Origin of the sequence: Microbacterium sp. MYb64 (assembly GCF_002979495.1) — a bacterium.
Classification (GTDB): Bacteria; Actinomycetota; Actinomycetes; order Actinomycetales; family Microbacteriaceae; genus Microbacterium; species Microbacterium azadirachtae_A.
In genome coordinates this window covers 26,803-45,977 of record NZ_PCOW01000011.1, presented here as the reverse complement: position 1 = coordinate 45,977, position 19,175 = coordinate 26,803, and the positions used below count along the sequence as shown (strand labels likewise).

At 71.4% G+C, this 19,175-nt stretch carries 18 protein-coding genes; 9 read left to right on the top strand and 9 right to left on the bottom strand.

Annotated elements, in window-relative coordinates:
• The first annotated feature begins 35 nt into the window (after window positions 1-35).
• Window positions 36-1,331, top strand: coding sequence for a citrate synthase (locus CQ044_RS11265; protein ID WP_105688557.1), 1,296 nt, complete (start codon window positions 36-38; stop codon window positions 1,329-1,331).
• A 173-nt stretch (window positions 1,332-1,504) separates the two neighbouring features.
• Here the strand turns inward: CQ044_RS11265 and CQ044_RS11260 are convergent, their stop codons facing one another.
• Entirely contained in the window at window positions 1,505-2,866 is a 1,362-nt protein-coding gene (locus CQ044_RS11260) for a DEAD/DEAH box helicase (protein WP_105688556.1), read from the bottom strand.
• A 196-nt stretch (window positions 2,867-3,062) separates the two neighbouring features.
• Entirely contained in the window at window positions 3,063-4,460 is a 1,398-nt protein-coding gene (locus CQ044_RS11255) for an MFS transporter (RefSeq protein WP_105688555.1), read from the bottom strand.
• 138 nt (window positions 4,461-4,598) lie between these two features.
• Between CQ044_RS11255 and CQ044_RS11250 the strand changes: the two genes are divergently transcribed.
• The gene (locus CQ044_RS11250; RefSeq protein WP_045272236.1) at window positions 4,599-5,168 is read left to right on the top strand and encodes a TetR/AcrR family transcriptional regulator; all 570 of its coding nucleotides are present in this window, start codon (window positions 4,599-4,601) and stop codon (window positions 5,166-5,168) included.
• Here the strand turns inward: CQ044_RS11250 and dapD are convergent.
• Entirely contained in the window at window positions 5,165-6,118 is a 954-nt protein-coding gene (dapD, locus tag CQ044_RS11245; RefSeq protein ID WP_105688554.1) for a 2,3,4,5-tetrahydropyridine-2,6-dicarboxylate N-succinyltransferase, read from the bottom strand. The genes CQ044_RS11250 and dapD overlap by 4 nt on opposite strands.
• Window positions 6,119-6,183: 65 nt before the next feature.
• On the opposite strand from dapD, the gene dapE reads away from it, so the two are divergent.
• The 3 genes from dapE to CQ044_RS11230 all read left to right on the top strand — a co-directional run bounded on the left by dapE (window position 6,184) and on the right by CQ044_RS11230 (window position 8,796).
• The gene (gene dapE, locus CQ044_RS11240; RefSeq protein WP_105688553.1) at window positions 6,184-7,257 is read left to right on the top strand and encodes a succinyl-diaminopimelate desuccinylase; all 1,074 of its coding nucleotides are present in this window, start codon (window positions 6,184-6,186) and stop codon (window positions 7,255-7,257) included.
• Window positions 7,250-8,521, top strand: a complete 1,272-nt coding sequence (locus CQ044_RS11235) for a hypothetical protein (RefSeq protein WP_258133273.1) — start codon at window positions 7,250-7,252, stop codon at window positions 8,519-8,521. Before dapE ends, CQ044_RS11235 begins: the two co-directional genes overlap by 8 nt.
• Before the next feature lie 101 nt (window positions 8,522-8,622).
• The gene (locus CQ044_RS11230) at window positions 8,623-8,796 is read left to right on the top strand and encodes a DUF3117 domain-containing protein (protein WP_082076728.1); all 174 of its coding nucleotides are present in this window, start codon (window positions 8,623-8,625) and stop codon (window positions 8,794-8,796) included.
• Between the two features lie 71 nt (window positions 8,797-8,867).
• Here CQ044_RS11230 and CQ044_RS11225 read toward each other — a convergent pair whose 3' ends face one another.
• Complete coding sequence (locus tag CQ044_RS11225; RefSeq protein WP_105688552.1) at window positions 8,868-9,500, bottom strand: O-methyltransferase; 633 nt, start codon at window positions 9,498-9,500, stop codon at window positions 8,868-8,870.
• Window positions 9,501-9,596: 96 nt separating this feature from the next.
• On the opposite strand from CQ044_RS11225, the gene CQ044_RS11220 reads away from it, so the two are divergent.
• Window positions 9,597-10,058, top strand: coding sequence for a Sec-independent protein translocase TatB (locus CQ044_RS11220; protein WP_105688551.1), 462 nt, complete (start codon window positions 9,597-9,599; stop codon window positions 10,056-10,058).
• A gap of 6 nt (window positions 10,059-10,064) precedes the next feature.
• Here CQ044_RS11220 and CQ044_RS11215 read toward each other — a convergent pair whose 3' ends face one another.
• Genes CQ044_RS11215 through CQ044_RS11205 form a run of 3 tightly spaced genes read right to left on the bottom strand, consistent with a single transcriptional unit; the run spans window position 10,065 to window position 12,999 of the window.
• Window positions 10,065-11,192 (bottom strand): Mrp/NBP35 family ATP-binding protein, encoded by a 1,128-nt coding sequence (locus CQ044_RS11215; RefSeq protein ID WP_105688550.1) that lies wholly within the window; start codon window positions 11,190-11,192, stop codon window positions 10,065-10,067.
• Complete coding sequence (locus tag CQ044_RS11210) at window positions 11,189-11,713, bottom strand: DUF1003 domain-containing protein (protein WP_105688626.1); 525 nt, start codon at window positions 11,711-11,713, stop codon at window positions 11,189-11,191. The genes CQ044_RS11215 and CQ044_RS11210 overlap by 4 nt, the downstream gene beginning before the upstream one ends.
• Window positions 11,713-12,999, bottom strand: a complete 1,287-nt coding sequence (locus tag CQ044_RS11205) for a magnesium transporter (RefSeq protein ID WP_045272243.1) — start codon at window positions 12,997-12,999, stop codon at window positions 11,713-11,715. Before CQ044_RS11205 ends, CQ044_RS11210 begins: the two co-directional genes overlap by 1 nt.
• An 88-nt stretch (window positions 13,000-13,087) precedes the next feature.
• On the opposite strand from CQ044_RS11205, the gene CQ044_RS11200 reads away from it, so the two are divergent.
• The 3 genes from CQ044_RS11200 to CQ044_RS11190 are packed head-to-tail and all read left to right on the top strand — an operon-like array spanning window position 13,088 to window position 15,827.
• Window positions 13,088-13,900, top strand: a complete 813-nt coding sequence (locus CQ044_RS11200; protein ID WP_181158284.1) for a general stress protein — start codon at window positions 13,088-13,090, stop codon at window positions 13,898-13,900.
• The gene (locus CQ044_RS11195; protein WP_105688549.1) at window positions 13,897-14,652 is read left to right on the top strand and encodes an alpha/beta family hydrolase; all 756 of its coding nucleotides are present in this window, start codon (window positions 13,897-13,899) and stop codon (window positions 14,650-14,652) included. The genes CQ044_RS11200 and CQ044_RS11195 overlap by 4 nt, the downstream gene beginning before the upstream one ends.
• Window positions 14,649-15,827, top strand: coding sequence for a MalY/PatB family protein (locus tag CQ044_RS11190; protein ID WP_105688548.1), 1,179 nt, complete (start codon window positions 14,649-14,651; stop codon window positions 15,825-15,827). Before CQ044_RS11195 ends, CQ044_RS11190 begins: the two co-directional genes overlap by 4 nt.
• 127 nt (window positions 15,828-15,954) lie before the next feature.
• Here CQ044_RS11190 and CQ044_RS11185 read toward each other — a convergent pair whose 3' ends face one another.
• Both CQ044_RS11185 and CQ044_RS11180 read right to left on the bottom strand, forming a co-directional pair.
• Complete coding sequence (locus CQ044_RS11185; protein ID WP_105688547.1) at window positions 15,955-17,382, bottom strand: aminopeptidase P family protein; 1,428 nt, start codon at window positions 17,380-17,382, stop codon at window positions 15,955-15,957.
• Between the two features lie 110 nt (window positions 17,383-17,492).
• A complete protein-coding gene (locus CQ044_RS11180; protein WP_105688546.1) occupies window positions 17,493-18,995 on the bottom strand; it encodes a S8 family serine peptidase in 1,503 nt (500 codons plus the stop codon).
• Window positions 18,996-19,175 lie beyond the last annotated feature (180 nt).

The window sequence follows — 19,175 nt, the reverse complement described above, 5'->3', positions numbered from 1 at the left end:
TCCCCCACACGAGACAGACGCATGAGGAGGTCTGCGTGAGCGCAGCGGGCGAGCGGCCTACGAAGGCAACGCTGACAGTAGGCGACAAGACCGCGGAGTTCCCGATCCTGCATGGCACCGACGGGCACGCCAGCATCGACTTCTCCACTCTGACCAGGCAGACCGGCCACACCGGTCTCGACTACGGCTTCGTGAACACGGCCTCCACCAAGTCGGAGATCACGTTCATCGACGGAGACAAGGGGATCCTGCGCTACCGCGGCTATCCCATCGAGCAGATCGCCAACTCCTGCTCCTACCTCGAGGTCGCCTGGCTGCTCATCTACGGCGAGCTGCCGAGCGCTACGGAGCTGGCGGAGTTCGACGAGAAGATCCGTCGGCACACGCTGCTGCACGAGGATCTCAAGCACTTCTTCTCCGCACTGCCGCACACGGCGCACCCCATGTCGGTGCTGTCGAGCGCGGTTGCGGCCCTCTCGACGTACTACGAGGGCGAGACGGACGTGAACAACCCGGAGCACGTCGAGCTGAACATGGTGCGCATGCTCGCCAAACTCCCGGTGATCGCGGCGTACGCGCACAAGAAGAGCGTCGGCCAGGCGTTCCTCTACCCGGACAACTCGCTGAGCTTCGTGGACAACTTCCTCAAGCTCAACTTCGGCGTGCACAGCGAGCCCTACGAGATCAACCCCGTCATGTCGCGGGCGCTCGAGCTGCTGCTGATCCTGCACGAGGACCACGAGCAGAACGCCTCCACCTCCACGGTGCGCCTGGTGGGCTCCACCGGGGCGAACCAGTTCGCGTCGATCTCCGCCGGGATCCAGGCGCTCTCCGGACCGCTGCACGGCGGCGCCAACGAGGCCGTGCTGACCATGCTCGGCCAGATCCGCGACTCGGGTCAGAGCGTGCAGCGCTTCGTCGAGCGGGTGAAGAACAAGGAAGACGGCGTGAAGCTCATGGGCTTCGGGCACCGGGTCTACAAGAACTACGACCCGCGCGCCAAGCTCGTCAAGGCCGCCGCCGACGAGGTGCTCACCGAGCTCGGCGTCACGGATCCGCTTCTCGACCTGGCGAAGGAGCTCGAGGAGATCGCTCTCGCGGACGACTACTTCCAGGAGCGCCGCCTGTACCCGAACGTCGACTTCTACACCGGCGTGATCTACAAGGCGATGGGCTTCCCGACCCGCATGTTCACGGTGCTGTTCGCGATCGGTCGCCTGCCCGGCTGGCTGGCGCAGTGGCGCGAGCTGAACCTCGACCCGCAGACCAAGATCGGCCGCCCGCAGCAGCTGTACACGGGGTCGCGCGAGCGCGAGTTCCGCCGCAGCTGAGTCGGCGCACAAGAAAGGGGGATCCGATTCGGATCCCCCTTTCTTCGTCTCCGGCGGCTCAAAGTCCGCGAGACTCCATCTGGGCGACGAGAATGCGGCTAATTACTGCAGTCTCGTCGCGGAGTTGGAGTCTCGCGGTCAGGAGCTGGTCAGGAGGCGGTCGGCGAAAGCGGTCAGCGGCCGGTCGGCGTGCCCTGCGGGCGCGACGAGCGACGGCGGCGGCGCCGGGCGGGAGCGGGAGCCGAGGCGTCGCTGGCTCCGGCCGCGCGGCGCTGTCCCTGGGGCTGCCGGTTCTGCGCCTGCGGGGCGGGCTTCTTCTTCGGCGCCTGACGCTGCGGCTGCTGGGCCGGTGCGGGCTTCACGTACGCGGCGGTCTCGCCGACGAGCTCGGCCACGGCAGGGGAGGTCGCGGAGACCGGTTCGATGGCCGCGGTGATCTTCGCCTTGCGCAGCAGGTCCTTCACGTCGCGGCGCTGCTCGGGCAGCAGCAAGGTGACGACCGTGCCCGCCGCGCCCGCGCGCGCCGTGCGACCGGAGCGGTGCAGGTACGCCTTGTGCTCGGCCGGCGGATCCACGTGCACGACGAGGTCGACGTCATCGACGTGCACACCGCGGGCGGCCACGTCGGTCGCCACGAGCACGCGCACGCCGCCGTCGGCCGGATCGCCGGAGAACGCCGCGAGGTTGCGCTCGCGGGCTCCCTGGGAGAGGTTGCCGTGCAGGTCCACGGAGGGGATGCCGGCCGTGGTGAGCACCTTGGCGAGCTTCTTGGCCTGGTGCTTCGTGCGGGTGAACAGGATGCGTCGGCCGGCGCCGGAGGCGAGCGTCTGCACGAGCACCTTCTTGACGTCGGCGTCGGCGACCTCGAGCACGCGGTGGGTCATCTCGCCCACCGGCACGCTGGACTCGTCGACCTCGTGGCTGACCGGGTTGGGCAGGAATCGGCGCGCGAGCACGTCGATGCCGTTGTCGAGCGTGGCGCTGAAGAGCAGGCGCTGGCCGTCCTTCGGCGTCGCGTTCAGGATGCGGGTCACGCCGGGGAGGAAGCCGAGGTCGGCCATGTGGTCGGCCTCGTCGAGCACGGTGATCCGCACCTCGTCGAGGCGCACGACGCCCTGCTTCATGAGGTCTTCGAGGCGGCCGGGGCAGGCCACCACGATGTCGACGCCGCGGCGCAGCGCCTCCTCCTGGGGCCGCTGGCTGACTCCGCCGAAGACCGTGGTCACGCGCAGGTTCGCGGCCTTGGCCAGCGGCGCGATGGTCGCGGCGATCTGCGAGGCGAGCTCGCGGGTCGGCGCGAGCACGAGGCCGCGCGGGTGCTGCGGCCGGGCCTTGGCTCCGGACAGCCGCGCCACGAGCGGGATCGCGAAGGCGAGGGTCTTGCCGCTGCCGGTGCGGCCACGGCCGAGCAGGTCGCGGCCGGCGAGGGAGTCGGGCAGGGTGCCCTGCTGGATCGGGAACGCTTCGGTCTTGCCGTCGGCTTCGAGCACGGCGGCGAGCTCGGCGGGCACGCCGAGATCGAGGAAGGTAGGCATGGATATCTCCTGGACCGGATCGTCCGGCCGCATACGGGCGTCTGTTCGACGCGAGAGGTCGCCGCTCGAGAACCGGATCGCGAGGGGGAGCAGGGCTCCGCTTCCAGGGATCGAATCCAGGGGATCCGGGATGGCGACGAGATGCCGGAAGATCCGACATCCCGTCCATCATATCCTGGATCCCCCGATCCTCGGTTCAGGCGTCGACGAGCTCGGGAAGCGCGGTCGCCGAGGTGGTGACCGCGGGGCGGGTGCGCACCACCCAGACGATCGCACCCGCAAGGAGCGTCGCGACGGCGACGAGCCCCCACGCGGTGGCGAAGCCGGAGCCGGTGCCGTGCGGGGCAGCGCCGAACACGATCGCGCCGGTCGCGGCCGAGCCGATCGCCGATCCGATCGTGCGGAGGTTCGCGTTCACGCCGGTCGCGACGCCGGTGACCGCGGCGGGCACGCTCTGCACGACGATTCCCGCGGAGGCCGCGTACGCCAGCCCGCATCCGATCCCGAAGCCCGCGCCGGCCAGGGCCAGCTGCCACGGCGCCGAGTGCGCGAGGGCGGCGGACGCGCCGGAGAGGCCCATGAGCACCGATCCGGTGATCAGCAGGGTGCGCAGCGACAGGATGCGGTTCAGCGCACCGGTGGCGAAGCCGACGCCGCTCATGCCGATGAGCATCGGGACGAGCATGAGCCCGGCGTCGCGCACGGTGAGACCCGCACCGCCGGCGGACGTGGACAGCTCGAGGAACTGCGGCAGGTAGCCCCAGAACGCGAAGACGCCGGCCCCGATCAGGAGCGATGCCGCGTTCACCGGCCAGATCGCCGGCGAGGCCAGGAGGCGGAGATCCACGAGGGGTTCCTTCGCGCGGAGCTCGCTGACGATCCAGGCGGCGAACGCGAGGGCGGCGACGGCGAACAGCGCGAGCACGGCCGGCGACGTCCAGCCCCAGCGCGAGCCCGTGCTGAGAGGTACGAGCAGCGCCACGAGCCAGGCGGAGAGCAGCACGGAGGAGAGCGTGTTGACCCGTCCCTGCGCGCGGACGCCGCTGTCGCGGACCGCGGCGAGGGTGAGGAAGGCGCCGAGCGCCGCCACCAGGAAGGGGACGGCGAACGTGCCGCGCCAGCCGACAAGATCGGCCAGCGGGCCGGCGAGCACCGTGCCCGCGGCGCCGCCGATGCCGATGACGGCGCTCACCACGCCGATCGCCCCGGTCACGCGTTCGCGGGGCAGGGCGTCGCGGAGGAGACCGTAGGCCAGGGGGAACAGGGCGCCGCCGACGCCCTGCAGCACACGGGCGACGATGAGCACCTCGAGCGTCGGGGCGATCGCGGCGAGCACGTCGCCGGCCGCGGTGACGCCCAGGGTGATGAGGAAGGTCGTGCGCCGGCCGCGCAGATCGCCGACGCGTCCGAGCGTGGGCGTCGCGACAGCGGCGGCGATCAGCCATGCGGTCATGGTCCAGCTGGCCGCATCCGCGGTGACGCCGAACTCCGCCTGGATGAGGGGCACGAGCGGGATGACGAGGTTCTGAAGAAGCGCGATGGAGGAGACCGCCACGGCGATCGCGACCAGGATCGAAGTGGATGAGCGGGACATGAGTTCCCTTCCGGAGCCTGGAGAAGAGGGGTAAAGTGGAGGGAGACCTCCGAACGGAGGATGCCTCCGGATTGAGATTACCGGAGGGTCCCTCCGTTTTGCAAGGGGTCTTCCGAGACTTTTTGGAAGGACGGCACGATGGGCGGCCAGAACCGGGCGACGACGACGCTGGAGGAGCGGCGACCGCGCCGCGCCGACGCCGCGCGGAACTTCGACGCCCTCGTCGCGGCAGGGCGCGAGGCGTTCGCCGAGGACGGCTCCGGCGCCTCGCTCGAGGACATCGCACGCCGGGCGGGCGTGGGGATCGGCACGCTCTACCGCAACTTCCCCACCAGGGACGACCTCATCGAGACGCTCTACCTCCGCGAGGTCGCCGCGCTCGCCGACGCCGCCGACGAGGTCGCCGACCTGCCGCCGCGGCAGGCGTTCGAGGCGTGGCTCGACCGCTTCGTCGAGTACGTGGGCACCAAGCACGTGCTGCTCGACGGCCTGAACCGGGAGTCGACGGTGTTCGCGGAGTGCCGCGGTGTGATGCTGGGCGCGGGGGAGCCGCTGCTGCGGCGCGCGCAGGAGGACGGCGCCGTCAAGGCGGACGTCGCGATCGCCGACGTCGTCAAGCTCATCGCCGGTGTGAGCGCGGTCGCCTACGACGACGAGGAGCAGCGCCGCCGCGTGCTCGGCCTCGCGATCGGTTCGCTGCGCTCCTAGGCGTGCAGCGCCTCGTTGAGGGTGACGCCCACCCCGGCGCGGCGCACGGCCTCGACGGCGCCGGAGAGCGAGTTCCGGCGGAACAGGATCCCGTTCTCGCCGCTCAGCTCGCCGCCCTTGACGACGGGGCGGCCGCCGTCGGCCAGGGGGGCGCCGTCGGCGAGCACGATCTTCGTGCCGGCCGTGACGTAGAGCCCCGCCTCGACGATGCAGTCGTCGCCGAGGGAGATGCCGATGCCGGCGTTCGCACCCAGCAGCGTGCGCGCGCCGATCGAGACGCGGTGCGTGCCGCCGCCGGAGAGCGTGCCCATGATCGAGGAGCCGCCGCCGATGTCGGATCCGTCGCCGACGACGACGCCCTGCGAGATCCGGCCCTCGACCATGGAAGCGCCGAGCGTCCCCGCGTTGAAGTTCACGAAGCCCTCGTGCATGACCGTGGTGCCGGGCGCCAGGTGGGCGCCGAGGCGCACCCGGGAGGCGTCGGCGATCCGCACGCCCTCGGGGAGCACGTAGTCGGTGAGCCGCGGGAACTTGTCCACGCCGGAGATCTGGATCCCCGCGCGCTGCAGCAGCGGGCGCAGCCGCGCGGCGTCGGCGGGGAGCATCGGGCCCGCGCTGGTCCACGCGACGTTCGGCAGGTGGCCGAAGATGCCGTCGAGGTTCAGCTCGTTGGGGCGCACCAGCAGGTGCGAGAGGGCCTGCAGGCGCAGGTAGGCGTCGGCGGTCGAGGCTGGAGCGGCGTCCAGGTCGATCGACAGCTGCACCGCCTCGACGGTGACGTTGCGGCGCTCATCCGGACCGGCGAGCGCCTCGAAGGTCATCGCGGAGGCGGCGAGGTCTCCCGCGGACGGCTCGACCGTGCCGATCTCGGCGAACCAGGCGTCCAGGACGGTGCCGTCGCCGGAGATGGTGGTCAGTCCGGAGCCGTGGATCATGCGCGCGTCGGTCATGCCTCCACGGTACCGAACGCCTGCCCCCAGCTTGCCCTTCATGACGCGGCGCTAGGGTGGGGACCATGCCGCTCGATCTCACCGCCTCCGCGGCGGACATCACCCGCGCGATCTGCGACATCCCCAGCGTCTCGGGGGAGGAGAAGCCCCTCGCCGACCTGATCGAGGAGGCCGTGCGCGCACTCGGCCATCTCGAGGTGCTCCGCGACGGCAACACGATCGTCGCCCGGACGAATCTGGGCCGCGCGCAGCGCGTCGCGATCGCCGGGCACATCGACACGGTGCCGATCAACGCCAACGTGCCCACGCGCGACGTGGAGATCGACGGCGAGGCGCTGATCTGGGGGCGCGGCACGGTCGACATGAAGGCGGGCGTCGCGGTGCAACTCAAGCTCGCCGCCGAGCTCACCGCGCCCGTGGTCGACATCACCTGGATGTGGTACGACAACGAGGAGGTCGAGGCCGCGCGCAACGGCCTCAAGCTGCTCGCCGACCACCGGCCGGATCTGTTCCAGGCCGACTTCGCGATCCTCGGCGAGCCCTCGAACGGAGAGGTCGAGGGCGGCTGCAACGGCACCCTGCGCGCGGTCGTGCGCACGACCGGTGTGCGCGCGCACTCGGCGCGCGCCTGGATCGGCGAGAACGCGATCCACCGTGCGGCGCCGATCCTGGCCCGCCTGGCCGAGTACCGTCCGCGCGAGGTCGCGGTCGACGGCCTGGAGTACCGCGAGGGGCTGAACGCGGTGCGGATCAGCGGCGGCATCGCCGGCAACGTGATCCCCGACGCCTGCGAGGTCGAGGTGAACTACCGCTTCGCCCCGAACAAGTCCGCCGCCGACGCCGAGGCGCACGTGCGCAACGTGTTCGCCGGGTTCGCGGTCGAGATCACCGACGTCGCCGAGGGCGCCCGCCCCGGCCTGGACGCCCCGATCGCGCAGGAGTTCGTCGCCGCCGTCGGCGCGACCCCGAAGCCGAAGTACGGGTGGACCGACGTGGCGCGGTTCTCCGCGCTGGGCATCCCCGCCGTCAACTACGGACCAGGGGATCCGCATCTCGCGCACCATGACGAGGAGCGGGTGCCGCTCTCGCAGATCACGGCCACCGAGCGGGGCCTGCGTTCCTGGCTCAGCGGTGCCTGAGCTCGCCGCCACGGCGGTGCCTCGCCGACGCAACGCCGCCGCAGCGCCGCGATGGGCCGCGCGGTTCTACGCCCGCACGCCCGCCTGGGCGGGGATCCTCGCGATCTACGTCGGCGCCCGCCTGATCACCACCGGCCTGATGTTCTGGGCGACCACGCTGTCCGGCGCGCCGGGCTCGCGGTTCGGCAACGGGGCATCGATCGCGTCGTTCGTGACCGGGTGGGATGCGCAGTGGTATTGGTACATCGTCGTGTACGGGTATCCGACCGTCCTGCCGCTCGGCCCGGACGGGCACATCACCCAGAACGCCTGGGCGTTCCTGCCCGTGTACCCGTGGGTCTCGCAGGTCTTCGCGTTCCCGTTCGGCAGCGGCGGCTGGGGTGTGGGCGCCGCACTCGTCTCCCTCGTGGCCGGATATCTCTGCTGCCTCGTGCTGTTCCGGATGATGCGCGGCCGGATCGGCCGGATGGCGGCCGTGTGGACGGTCATCTTCTTCGCCTCCGGCCCTCTGGGCGCCCTGTTCCAGGTGGGCTACGCCGAGGTCCTGAACATGCTGTTCCTGCTGCTCGCGCTGGACGGCCTGATCCGCCGCCGCTACGTGCGGCTGTATCCGCTGATCGTGCTGATGGGCTTCACGCGGCCCGGTGTCCTGGCCTTCGCGCTCATGCTCGGCCTCATGCTCGTGGTGCGCTGGGTGCGGCGGAAGGCTGACCCGCTGACCGGCCGCGAGATCGCGCACTACCTCGCCCTCGGAGCGCTCGGCGTCGTCGTGGGCTTCGCCTGGCAGGTGATCGCGGGGATCGCGACGGGCGTGCCGAACGCCTACCTGGAGACCGAGCTGAGCTGGCGCGGGTTCTGGATGCCGCAGGACGGGCACACCGTGTTCTCGCCGTTCGAGGGATGGCTGAGCGCGGTGCCGTACTGGGCGCAGCTGCTGGGCCTGCCAGGGTGGCTCGGGCTCGTGGTGCTGGCACTGCTCGTCCTGCTGTTCGCCGCGGCGCTGATCTTCGGCCCCGGTGTGCGGAGGCTCGGACCGGAGATCCGCCTCTTCTCGGCGAGTTACGCGCTGTACCTGCTGGCGGTGTTCTTCCCCCAGTCCAGCACGCTGCGGCTCATGTTCCCGATCGCTCCGCTGTGGGGCGCGGTCGGATGGCGCCGCTCCTGGTGGCTGCGCGTCGCGGTGCTGCTGGCGTGCATCGGGCTGCAGGCGCTGTGGATCGCGAACGTGTACGGCTTCGCGAACACCTTCTGGCGCGTGCCCTGAACCGGCCCGAACACGGCACGGCCCGGCCGCGCCGCGGTAAGCGGTGTCCCAGCACCCACTAATATGGGAGTCGTAGACCACCGAGGAAAGGGAGCACCGCGATGGCAGCGATGAAGCCGAGGACTGGCGACGGACCCATGGAGGCCGTGAAGGAGGGCCGGCTGATCATCGTGCGCGTCCCGCTCGAGGGCGGCGGGCGTCTGGTCGTCTCCGTCAACGACGCGGAGGCGAAGGAGCTTCACGACGTGCTGAGCAACGTCGTGGCAGCCGCCTGAGTGATCCGCACGATTGCACAGATCCAGATCTTCTCAGATCTTCGAAAGGCCCGCATCCTGCGGGCCTTTCGTCATTCCGCGATGCCGGTCAGCTGCAGCAGGCCCTCTCCGACCGTGCTCAGCGCGGCGAGCACGGCGGGGGACTGCTGGGTCTCCTGGATGAGCGAGCGGTAGGCGACCGTCACCTCGTCGCGCTGCACCGGGTCCGCGACCCTGCCGCCGGCGAGCACCCGCGGCACGAGCACAGTCCCGCCGGCGCGCACGAGTCGCAGGCCGTGCTCGACGTACTCGATGACGTTCTCCGGATCCGCGTCCACGAGGACGATGTCGTAGGCGGCCTCGTTCATGCGGGGCAGCACATCGGCGGCCCTGCCGGAGATGAACCGGGCGCGCGTCGGGGCGATCCGGGCGTCCTGGAAGGCGCTGCGGGCGGCGGCGAGGTGCTCCGGCTCGTTGTCGATCGAGGTGAGCACGGCCTTGGGGGCACCGCGAAGCAGCCACAGGCCCGAGACGCCGGCACCGGTGCCGATCTCGACGATCGAGCGTGCGCCGGTGGCCGCGGCGAGCACGGCGATCTGGGCTCCGACGGCGGCGCTGATGGGCTGCGCGCCGAGCTCGACCGCGTGCGCGCGGGCCCGCACGATCTCATCCGGCTCGATGATGGCTTCTCGCACGTACCGTGCGTTGGCGTCCTGCTCGCTCACTTCGACTCCCTGGCGGTCGCTCACTGCACCGCATGTTCCCTCAGCGTAGGCGTCCTGTGTGTCTGCGCGAGCGAGGCGCGGCGGTACCCTTGTGACATGTTCTTCGGCATCACCATCGAGAAGCTGCTCGTGATCGGCGTGATCGCTGCCCTTCTCGTGGGCCCCGAGCGCCTTCCGAGGTACGCGGAATCGTTCGCGCACCTGGTCAAGAAGGCCGGCGACTACCTGCGCGGCGCCAAGGATCGGATGCGCGAGGAGGTCGGGCCGGAGATCGATGAGCTCGACTGGCGCAAGCTCGACCCGCGGCAGTACGACCCGCGTCGCATCATCCGGGATGCGCTGCTGGACGACACCCCCGCCGTGCAGGCTCCCGCCGCCCCCACGGCAGCGGTCGAAGCCGCTCCTGCGCCCGCGGCCGCGGGTTCCGCCGCGGCACTGCTGGCCACCGCGACCGCGATGAACGCCGCGTCGGCCTCGGGCGAGACCGTGCCGGCGACGAAGGGGCCGAAGGTGTTCTCCTCCGAGGAGCTTCCCCCCTACGACAGCGAAGCCACCTGATCCCGCTCAGCGAGGGGTGACGGACAGGCGCCGCCCGGCGAGGCCGCGGCCCGCCTGATCGACGGCGTCCGCGACCGCGAGGATCGCGCGCGCCGCAGGATCCTGAGGATCCCCGAGCACGATCGGCAGACCGGCGTCGCCGCCCGTGCGCAGTGCGGGGCTCAGCGGAACCGAGGCCAGCAGCGGGACGGGGTCCGCGTCCTGCGAGAGCGCGTCCGCCACGGCCTGTCCGCCGCCGGAGCCGAACAGGTCGAGCACGGTCCCGTCCGGCAGGGTCAAGGCGGCCATGTTCTCCACGACCCCGATCACGCGCTGCCCGGTCTGCCGTGCCACGAGCCCGCTGCGGATCGCCACGTCGGAGGCGGCCTCCTGCGGCGTGGTCACGACGAGCACCTCGGCGTGGGGCAGGAGCTGGCCGAGCGTGATCGCGATGTCGCCGGTGCCGGGCGGCATGTCGATGAGCAGCACGTCCAGGTCGCCGAAGAACACGTCGGTGAGGAACTGCTGCACCGTGCGGTGCAGCATGGGCCCGCGCCATGCGACGACGGATTCGCCGTCGCGCAGGAACATCCCGATCGAGATCGCCTTCACGTCGTGCGCGACCGGGGGCAGCATGAGGTCGTCGATCCGGGTGGGCTGGGTGCCGGGGGCGATGCCGAGCAGGCCGGGGATCGAGAAGCCGTGCACGTCGGCGTCGATCAGGCCGACCCTGCGGCCGCGCGCGGCCAGCGCGACGGCGAGGTTGGCGGTGAGCGAGGACTTGCCGACCCCGCCCTTGCCGCTCGTGACGGCGATCACGCGGGTGAGAGAGTCCGGGCCGAACGGCATCTGCCGGGGGGCCCTGCCGTCGCGAAGGCGTTCGGTGAGCGCGCGGCGCTCCTCGGGCGTCATCACGCCCACCGCGACCTCGACGGCTTCGATCCCGGGGACGGCGGCAGCGGCCGCGTGCACGTCGGACTCGATCCGCGTCGCCGCGGGGCAGCCGACGATGGTCAGCGCGATCCCGACGTGCGCGACCGTGCCGTCCACCGTGATGTCGCGGAGCATGTCGAGGTCGGCCAGCGGGCGGCGCAGCTCGGGGTCGGTGACGGCGCCGACGGCGCGCCGGACCACGTCGGCGAGGTCGCCGGTCACGGAGCCTGCTCCGCAGGATCCTCGTCGCGCAGCTCCGCGAGCATCGCCCTGAGCTCGGCGCGCAGCACCTCTCGGGTGACGCCCTGGGCCGAGCGCTCCTCGAGCGCCATGCGCAGCGCGACGATCTCGCGGGCCAGGTACTCGGTGTCGGCGAGATTGCGTTCTGCGCGCTGCCGGTCCTGCTCGATCTGCACGCGGTCGCGGTCGTCCTGCCGGTTCTGCGCGAGCAGGATCAGGGGAGCGGCGTAGGAGGCCTGCAGCGAGAGGATCAGGGTGAGCAGGGTGAAGTTCGTCGCGGCCGGGTCGAACTGCCAGTCCCGCGGCATGGCGATGTTCCACCACAGCCAGACGATGACGAACACCGACATCCCGATGAGGAAGCCGGAGGTGCCCATGGCCCGTGCGAACGCCTCAGAGAACCGCCCGAAGGTGTCGCTCGACGGCATCGAGGACGAGCCGCGGCCGAGCATGCCGGAGCGGCCGCGGGGCAGATCCAGCCCGCGACGGCCCGACTTCGCCATCATCCCGCCGCTCCCGGCGTCGTGACGGACCGCGCGGATCCGTTGTGGTCATCCGCGTCGTGAGAGCGCCAGTCGTCGGGGAGCAGATAGTCGAGCACGTCGTCGACGCTGATCGCGCCGACGAGGCGGTGCGCCTGATCCACGACGGGGAGCGAGACGAGGTCGTAGCTGGCGAGCATGCGCGCCACCTCGGCCGCTGATGCGGTCGCGGGCACGGGTTCGAGCGTGTCGTCGACGATGGCGCCCAGCCGTTCGTGCGGGGGGTAGCGCAGCATGCGCTGGAAGTGCACGACGCCGAGCAGGCGTCCCGTGGGCGTCTCGAACGGCGGCAGCGTGATGAACACCGCGGCGGCCAGGGCGGGGTGCAGCTCGTGCCGGCGGATCAGGGCCAGCGCCTCGGCGACCGTGGCGTCGGCGGAGAGGATGATCGGCTCCGGGGTCATCAGACCGCCCGCGGTGTCGGGGCTGTAGCGGAGCAGCATGCGCACGTCTTCCGCCTCCTCGGGCTCCATGAGCTCGAGGAGGTGCTCCAGGCGGCCCTGCGGCAGCTGTGCGAGAAGGTCGGCGGCGTCGTCCGGCTCCATCTGGTCGAGGATGTCTGCGGCGCGCTCATCGCCGAGACGATCCAGGATGTCCATCTGGTCGTCCTCCGGCATCTCCTCGAGGGCGTCGGCGAGCCGCTCGTCCGGCAGCTCCTCCGCGACCTCGATACGGCGCTGCTGGGGCAGGTCGAGCAGGGTGTTCGCGAGGTCGGCGGGGTGCATCTCGGAGTAGGTGGCGACGAGCTGCTCCGCCGACTGCGCCTCACCGGGACGGTTGTGCTCGTGCACCTGGTTCCACGTCGCGAACGTGGTCGGCCCCTTCGCGAACGGAGAGGCGCTGGTCTTGGGCTTGCGCAGGAAGAGCTGGCTCACGGACCACTCGCCGAGCCGATTCGGCTCGATCGCGACGTCCTCGATCACCGCGGTTCCGGAGGCGTCGGAGAAGTCGACCCGCCGGCCGACGAGCTCGGCCATGATGCGCACCTCGCCGTTGCGCGGCTTGAAGCGGCGCACGTTCATCAGCCCGGACGTGATGACCTGCCCCGTGCTGATGGATCCGACGCGTCCGATCGAGAGGAACACCTGCCTGCGGCCGGGGATCTCGCACACCAGGCCGATCACGCGAGGGGCCGCGCTACTTCGGTACACGACGACGACATCACGGACTTTCCCGATCCGGTCGCCGGCGGGGTCGAACACGGCGCACCCGGCCAGGCGCGCGACGAAAACCCGCTGTGTGCTCATGGTTCCAGCGTACTGTCCGAATCCCTCCGAACCGGGGCGGGTGACGGCATCCGGCGGCCGCATCGCGGGCGCATGGAACAATGGACCGATGAGCATGATGAACGCGTCAGGCCCCGCGGGCGAGATCGGCGAGACGGTCGCCTCCGTCTCGGAGTACGAGGCCGCGCAGAAGCTCGTCTCGCAGCTGATCGCGGGGGAGATCCCGGCCAGAGCGATCGCCATCGTCGGCGTCGGCGTGCAGACCGTGGAACGGGTCACCGGCCGCCTCGGCTATGCGAACGCCGCGCGCTCCGGCGCGGTCAACGGCGTGCTCATCGGACTCTTCCTCTCGGCGATCTTCGTGCTGGGCAATCCCTCCGTGCCGATGCAGGCCTTCGTCGGGATCCTCTTCGTCGGCGTCGCGATCGGCATGATCCTGAGTCTCATCACGTACTCGATCGTGCGTCGTCGCCGCGACTACGCGAGCGTCATGCAGCTCAAGGCCGACCACTACGAGGTGACCGTGCTGCCGGATTCCGTCGGCAAGGCGCGCCAGGTGCTCGGCCGCGCCGTGACGCCCGTCCCGCCGTCAGGGGCGGCCGCCGCACCGGCCGCCGGCCCGGCCGCCGGTCCCGCGGTCGCGCCCCCGCAGTACGGCGAGCGCATCGAGGAGCCGCCCCGCTACGGCGAGCGCATCGTGCCCCAGCGTCCGCCGATGCCGCCGGCCCCGCCTGTCGTCCCTGTGCCGCCGGCGCCCGTGGAGACGCCCGCCGCTCCGACGGACGGCCCTGCTGCCGCACCCGCGGCGACGCCGCCGGTCGAGGGCGAGCCGGTCGAAGGCGCGCCCGTCGCAGACAAGCCCTCCGAGGGTGCGAACCCCGCCGAGGGCGAGAACCCGGCGGGCGACGGCGCCGCGCGATGACCGCGCTCCCCGAGGAGCGGTTCCGTCTTCCGGTCCCGCTCCCCGCCGGGACCGTCGAGGTGTCGGCGGTGTTCGGGCCCGCGAGCGGCGGCGCGGACGTCGGGGCCGCCGCGCCGACCGTGGTGATCGCGCACGGGGCAGGAGCGGGGATGGACCATCCGTTCCTCACCGGCTTCACCGCCGCGCTGCGGGCCGCGGGCCTGCACACGCTGCGGTTCACCTTCCCGTACCTCGAGGCGGGGCGGCGCATGCCGGGCCCCGCCGCGCACGCGATGCTCGCCTGGCGGGCCGTGATCGCGGCGGCGCGCGAGCGCGGATCCGGATCCGTCGTCGCGTGCGGCAAGTCCTACGGCGGACGGATGGCGTCGATGGCCGCCGCCGAGGAGGCCGGCCTCGACGCGGACGCGCTGGTCTACCTGGGCTATCCGCTGCATCAGCCCGGCAAGCCGGAGAAGCCCCGGATCGAGCATCTGCCGGCGGTCGCGCAGCCGCAGCTCTTCGTGGAAGGCTCGAACGACCCGTTCGTGCAGCCGCTCTCGCAGCTCGAGGAGGCCGTCGCGTCCTGCCAGGACGCGCGGATCGTCTGGATCGACGGCGGCGGGCACTCGTTCGAGGTGAAGGGCCGCAAACGCCCGTCCGACGAGATCGGGGCGGATCTGGCGCCTCTCGTCGCCGGCTTCGTCCGGGCGGGTTTCGTGATCGATGCGTCCGTACCGGGCGCATCAGGGAAGGACGAAGAGGGAGACGCATGAGCACGGCGGAGGAGCTGGACGCGATCGGGATCGACAGGCTGCGCGAGATCGGCAGCCTGAAGTGGTCGGTGTTCCCCGAGGCGATCGGCGCGTTCGTCGCCGAGATGGACTTCCCGCCCGCCCCGGCGATCGCCGCCGCCATGAAGGGCGCGATCGACGACGGCCTGACCGGATACCTGCCGGCGGCCGTGCGGACGCGCATGACCGAGGCGACGGCGCGGTGGCAGCGGGACCGCTACGGCTGGGACGTGCCGGCGGAGCGGATCCGCCCCGTGCCCGACGTGCTCACCGCGCTGCGCGGGACCATCGACTTCTTCACGGCTCCCGGTTCCAAGATCGTGCTGCCCACCCCCGCGTACATGCCGTTCCTCACGATCCCGGCGATGCACGATCGCGAGATCATCGAGGTTCCGATGCTCGTCGAGGACGGGCGCCACGTCTACGACCTGGACGGCATCGACCGGGCGTTCGCCGAGGGCGGGGGCCTGCTGATCCTGTGCAATCCGTACAACCCGCTCGGGCGCGTGTTCGAGCGGGCCGAGCTCGAAGCGGTCGCCGAGGTGGTCGCGCGGCATGGCGCTCGCGTGTTCTCGGACGAGATCCACGCGCCGCTGGTCTTCGCGCCGCACCGCCACGTCCCCTATGCGAGCATCAGCGCGGTGACCGCGGGACACACGATCACGGCGGCGAGCGCGTCGAAGGCGTTCAACCTGCCGGGCCTCAAGGCGGCGCAGGTGATCCTGACGAACGACGCGGATGGGGAGACGTGGGCACGGCCGGAGGTCGCCTGGGCCGAGCACGGCACGGCGAACCTCGGCGTCATCGCGACCACGGCGGCCTTCGACGAGAGCCGGGAGTGGCTCGACGGCACGCTCGACTACCTCGACGGCAACCGGCGGATCCTCGGCGACCTCCTCGCGGAGCACATCCCTGAGATGGGCTACCGCGCGCCGGAGGGCACCTACATCGCGTGGCTGGACGCGCGCGGGCTCGGCATCGAGGGTTCGCCCGCCGCGTTCTTCCGCGAGCACGCGGGCGTCGCCATGACGGACGGGATCGCATGCGGCGCCGCGGGGGAGGGGTACCTGCGCTTCATCCTCGCGACGCCCCGCCCCGTGATCGAGCAGGCCGTGCGCCAGATGGCCGCGGCGCTGCGCGAGCGCACCACGCGCTGAGCGCGCCGCGCGCTCCCGGTCGCGGCCACTTACGCCGAGGCCCCCTCGCAGCACCGAAGCCCCCTCGCAGTCACGCAACTGCGAGGGGGCTTCGGCGTTCAGAGGGGGTCTCGACGCCCGTGGGCGGTCAGGACGCGGATCCCTGCACGCGGGCGATCCAGGCCTCGACCTCGGCGGAGGTGCGGGGGATGGCGGACGAGAGGTTCACCGGGCCGTCGGCGGTGATGAGGATGTCGTCCTCGATGCGCACGCCGATGCCGCGGTACTCCTCCGGCACGGTCAGGTCGTCGATCTGGAAGTACAGACCGGGCTCGATCGTGAACACCATGCCGGGCTCGATCGTGCCGTCGTAGTACATCTCGCGGCGGGCCTGGGCGCAGTCGTGCACGTCGATGCCGAGGTGGTGGCTCGTGCCGTGCACCATGTAGCGGCGGTGCTGGCCGCCGTTGTCGGCGTCGAGCGCTTCCTCGGCGGTGACGGGCAGCAGCCCCCACTCGGCGGTGCGGCGCGCGATCACGTCCATCGCGGCTGCGTGCACCTCGCGGAACAGCACCCCGACCTTCGCGGCGGCGAACGCGGCGTCCGCGGCCTCGACCGCGGTGTCGTAGATGCGGCGCTGGACGTCGCTGAACGTGCCGCTCACCGGCAGCGTGCGGGTGATGTCGGCGGTGTAGAGGCTGTCGGCCTCGGCCCCGGCGTCGACGAGGATCAGGTCGCCCGGCAGCACGGCGCCGTCGTTGCGGGTCCAGTGCAGGTAGCAGGCGTGCGGGCCGGACGCGGCGATCGTGTCGTAGCCCTCCCAGTTGCCGTCGCTGCGGGCGCGCTGGTGGAAGACGCCCTCGACGATGCGCTCGCCGCGCGGGTGCGCGATCGCGCGGGGGAGGTCGCGGATGATGTCGTCGAAGCCGTTCGCGGTGATCTCCACGGCACGGCGCATCTCGGCGACCTCGTAGGCGTCCTTGACGAGGCGCAGCTCGGACACGAACTGCGTGAGCTCGCCATCCTCGTCGACCACGAGGTCGTGGTCGCCCGCCGCGAAGTCGTCGAGGTGCGCGGTGGCCACGCCCAGGTCCGCGGCGACGCCGGCGAGGGCGGGACGGGGTCCGATCCAGAACTCGCCGATCGTGGCGTCGGAATAGAACTCGCTCGTGGTGCGGTCGGCGCGCTCGCGGAAGTACAGGGTCACGTCGTGACCGTCCGCGGTGGGCTCGAAGACGAGCAGGGAGTCGGGCTCGGAGTCGGCGGCCCACCCGGTGAGGTGCGCGAACGCGGAGTGCGCGCGGAACGGGTAGTCGGTGTCGTTGCTGCGCTGCTTGAGGGATCCGGCGGGGATCACGAGGCGCTTGCCGGGGAAGGCCGCGGAGACGGCCGCCCTCCGGGCCGCGGCGTACGGCGCCTGCGCGCGCGGAGCGGGCGAGGACTCAGGACGCTCGGCCCAGCCCGTGGAGATGGTGTCGAGGAAGCCCTGGGGGAAGGGCTGGCGGCGGTTGGTGATGGTCGAGGTGGTCGCGGCGGCGTCGCCCTGCTGCTCGATCGTGTCGTGCTCGGAGGTCATGGATCCATCCTCTCACCGGCTGGTGTGAGAAGGATCCGGGTGGCAGGCGACGAAGGGGCTCGGACCGCCGGTTTCGGCGATCCGAGCCCCTCCTGTCGATCGGGATCAGATCACTGCACGGCCTTGAGCGCGTTCACGATGCCGTGACCGTAGTAGCTGTTCAGCTCCGGCGTGCCGACGCACGCGGCGCCCTCGTCGTACTGCGGAGTCGAGCATGCGGTCGGCGTCGCGTCGTCCTCGAGCTTCTGCACCATCTGCGCGGGCGTCAGCTCGGGGTGTGCGGACTTCATGAGCGCGAGCACGCCGGCGACGTGCGGGGACGCCATCGAGGTGCCGCTCTTGAGGCCGTATTTCCCGCCGGGGATCGTGGAGAGGATCCGGGATCCGGGCGCCGCCACGTCGATCTCGCCGAGACCGCGGTTGGAGAAGTACGACAGCTGGCCGGTCTGCGTGAGCGAGGAGACGGTCACGACGCCGGGGACCTGCGCGGGGATGTCCTTGCAGCCCTGGTTGATCGTGCGCGGGGTCGGCTGGGCGGCGTCGTCCGGGCTGCCCTCATCGCGCGTGTTCACCGTCAGGTCGAGGCCGGAGTTGCCGGCCGCTGCAGCGCTCACGACACCCTTCGAGTTGGACCAGTTCACGGCGCGGGCCACGGCTTCGCGGACCGCCGCCTGGTCGGGCTGGTCGTCGCACCAGAACTCGAACGGGTCGATGTAGTAGCTGTTGTTGGTCACGTCCATCCCGCGCTGCGCGGCCCACATGAAGCCGCAGACCGCGTACTCGGGGTAGATGAATCCGTCGTCGTTGACGACCTTGACCGACGCGAGGCGCACGTTCGGGGCGACGCCGACGATGCCCACGCCGTTGCGGGCCGCCGCGATCGTGCCGGCGACGTGCGTGCCGTGGTCGGACGTGGTCGGGTACCAGCCGCCCTCGGCCTGGTCGGGCCGTCCGCCCGTGGTGCAGTTGACGGAGTCCGCGACGTCGATGTTGGCCTGGAGGTCGGGGTGGGTCGGGTCGATGCCGGAGTCCAGCACGCCCACGAGGACGTTGCGGTTGCCGTCGGTGACCTGGTGCGCCTGATCCGCCTGGATCATCATCATGTCCCACTGCTGGGATTCGAGCGAGTCGGAGGCGGCTGCGGGCACCGGCTCGGTGGGCTCGTCGCCGTTGACGGGCTTGTTCTTGCCCTGCTTCCAGCCGGAGGCGCCAGGTCCCCACGGCGCCTGCGGGCCGGTGACCTTGTCCTTGACCTCGACCGTGCGGGTCGCGCCGACCGACGCGACGACGTTCTTGCCCTTGGCCTTCACGGTGTCGCGGAACGCCGCGCGGTCGGACTGCGCGATGACCACGCCGATCTCGGGCCAGCTCTGCACGACGACGCCGCCGGCCTCGGTCACGGCCTTCTCCGCCTTGCGGGTCTGACCGGGGTTGGCGTGGCCGATGTTGACCACGTAGCTCATCACGGTGCCGTCCGGCGGGGTGATCGGGACGGGCGTCGACGGCTCGTTCGTCGCCGCGGTGGCGCTGACGGAGCCCGCCAGGACCAGACCCAGCGCCGCGACGGTGCAGGCGATGGTGCGGAACGAGCGGTGGGCGTTTGGCATCCTCATCAGTGAGGGTCCTCTCGTGGGGGTGGGTGCCGACCAGGTCGGCGCGGGCGGATGGCCCTGCATCGTTTCTAGCCGCGTCTCCCAGCCATTTCAATGCTTGCTGATAGCGGAGTATCAGGGTAGGAGCCGGATCCGGATCCGGACCCCGCGGCGCCGTGGCGCATAGTCCGCCGGGCTAGC

Bases quoted from the DNA above. Each gene is read 5' to 3' on its own strand.
- CQ044_RS11260 (WP_105688556.1), bottom strand. From the start codon at position 2,866: ATGCCTACCTTCCTCGATCTCGGCGTGCCCGCCGAGCTCGCCGCCGTG.
- CQ044_RS11255 (WP_105688555.1), bottom strand. From the start codon at position 4,460: ATGTCCCGCTCATCCACTTCGATCCTGGTCGCGATCGCCGTGGCGGTC.
- CQ044_RS11250 (WP_045272236.1), top strand. From the start codon at position 4,599: ATGGGCGGCCAGAACCGGGCGACGACGACGCTGGAGGAGCGGCGACCG.
- dapD (WP_105688554.1), bottom strand. From the start codon at position 6,118: ATGACCGACGCGCGCATGATCCACGGCTCCGGACTGACCACCATCTCC.
- dapE (WP_105688553.1), top strand. From the start codon at position 6,184: ATGCCGCTCGATCTCACCGCCTCCGCGGCGGACATCACCCGCGCGATC.
- CQ044_RS11230 (WP_082076728.1), top strand. From the start codon at position 8,623: ATGGCAGCGATGAAGCCGAGGACTGGCGACGGACCCATGGAGGCCGTG.
- CQ044_RS11220 (WP_105688551.1), top strand. From the start codon at position 9,597: ATGTTCTTCGGCATCACCATCGAGAAGCTGCTCGTGATCGGCGTGATC.
- CQ044_RS11210 (WP_105688626.1), bottom strand. From the start codon at position 11,713: ATGGCGAAGTCGGGCCGTCGCGGGCTGGATCTGCCCCGCGGCCGCTCC.
- CQ044_RS11205 (WP_045272243.1), bottom strand. From the start codon at position 12,999: ATGAGCACACAGCGGGTTTTCGTCGCGCGCCTGGCCGGGTGCGCCGTG.
- CQ044_RS11200 (WP_181158284.1), top strand. From the start codon at position 13,088: ATGAGCATGATGAACGCGTCAGGCCCCGCGGGCGAGATCGGCGAGACG.
- CQ044_RS11195 (WP_105688549.1), top strand. From the start codon at position 13,897: ATGACCGCGCTCCCCGAGGAGCGGTTCCGTCTTCCGGTCCCGCTCCCC.
- CQ044_RS11190 (WP_105688548.1), top strand. From the start codon at position 14,649: ATGAGCACGGCGGAGGAGCTGGACGCGATCGGGATCGACAGGCTGCGC.
- CQ044_RS11185 (WP_105688547.1), bottom strand. From the start codon at position 17,382: ATGACCTCCGAGCACGACACGATCGAGCAGCAGGGCGACGCCGCCGCG.
- CQ044_RS11180 (WP_105688546.1), bottom strand. From the start codon at position 18,995: ATGAGGATGCCAAACGCCCACCGCTCGTTCCGCACCATCGCCTGCACC.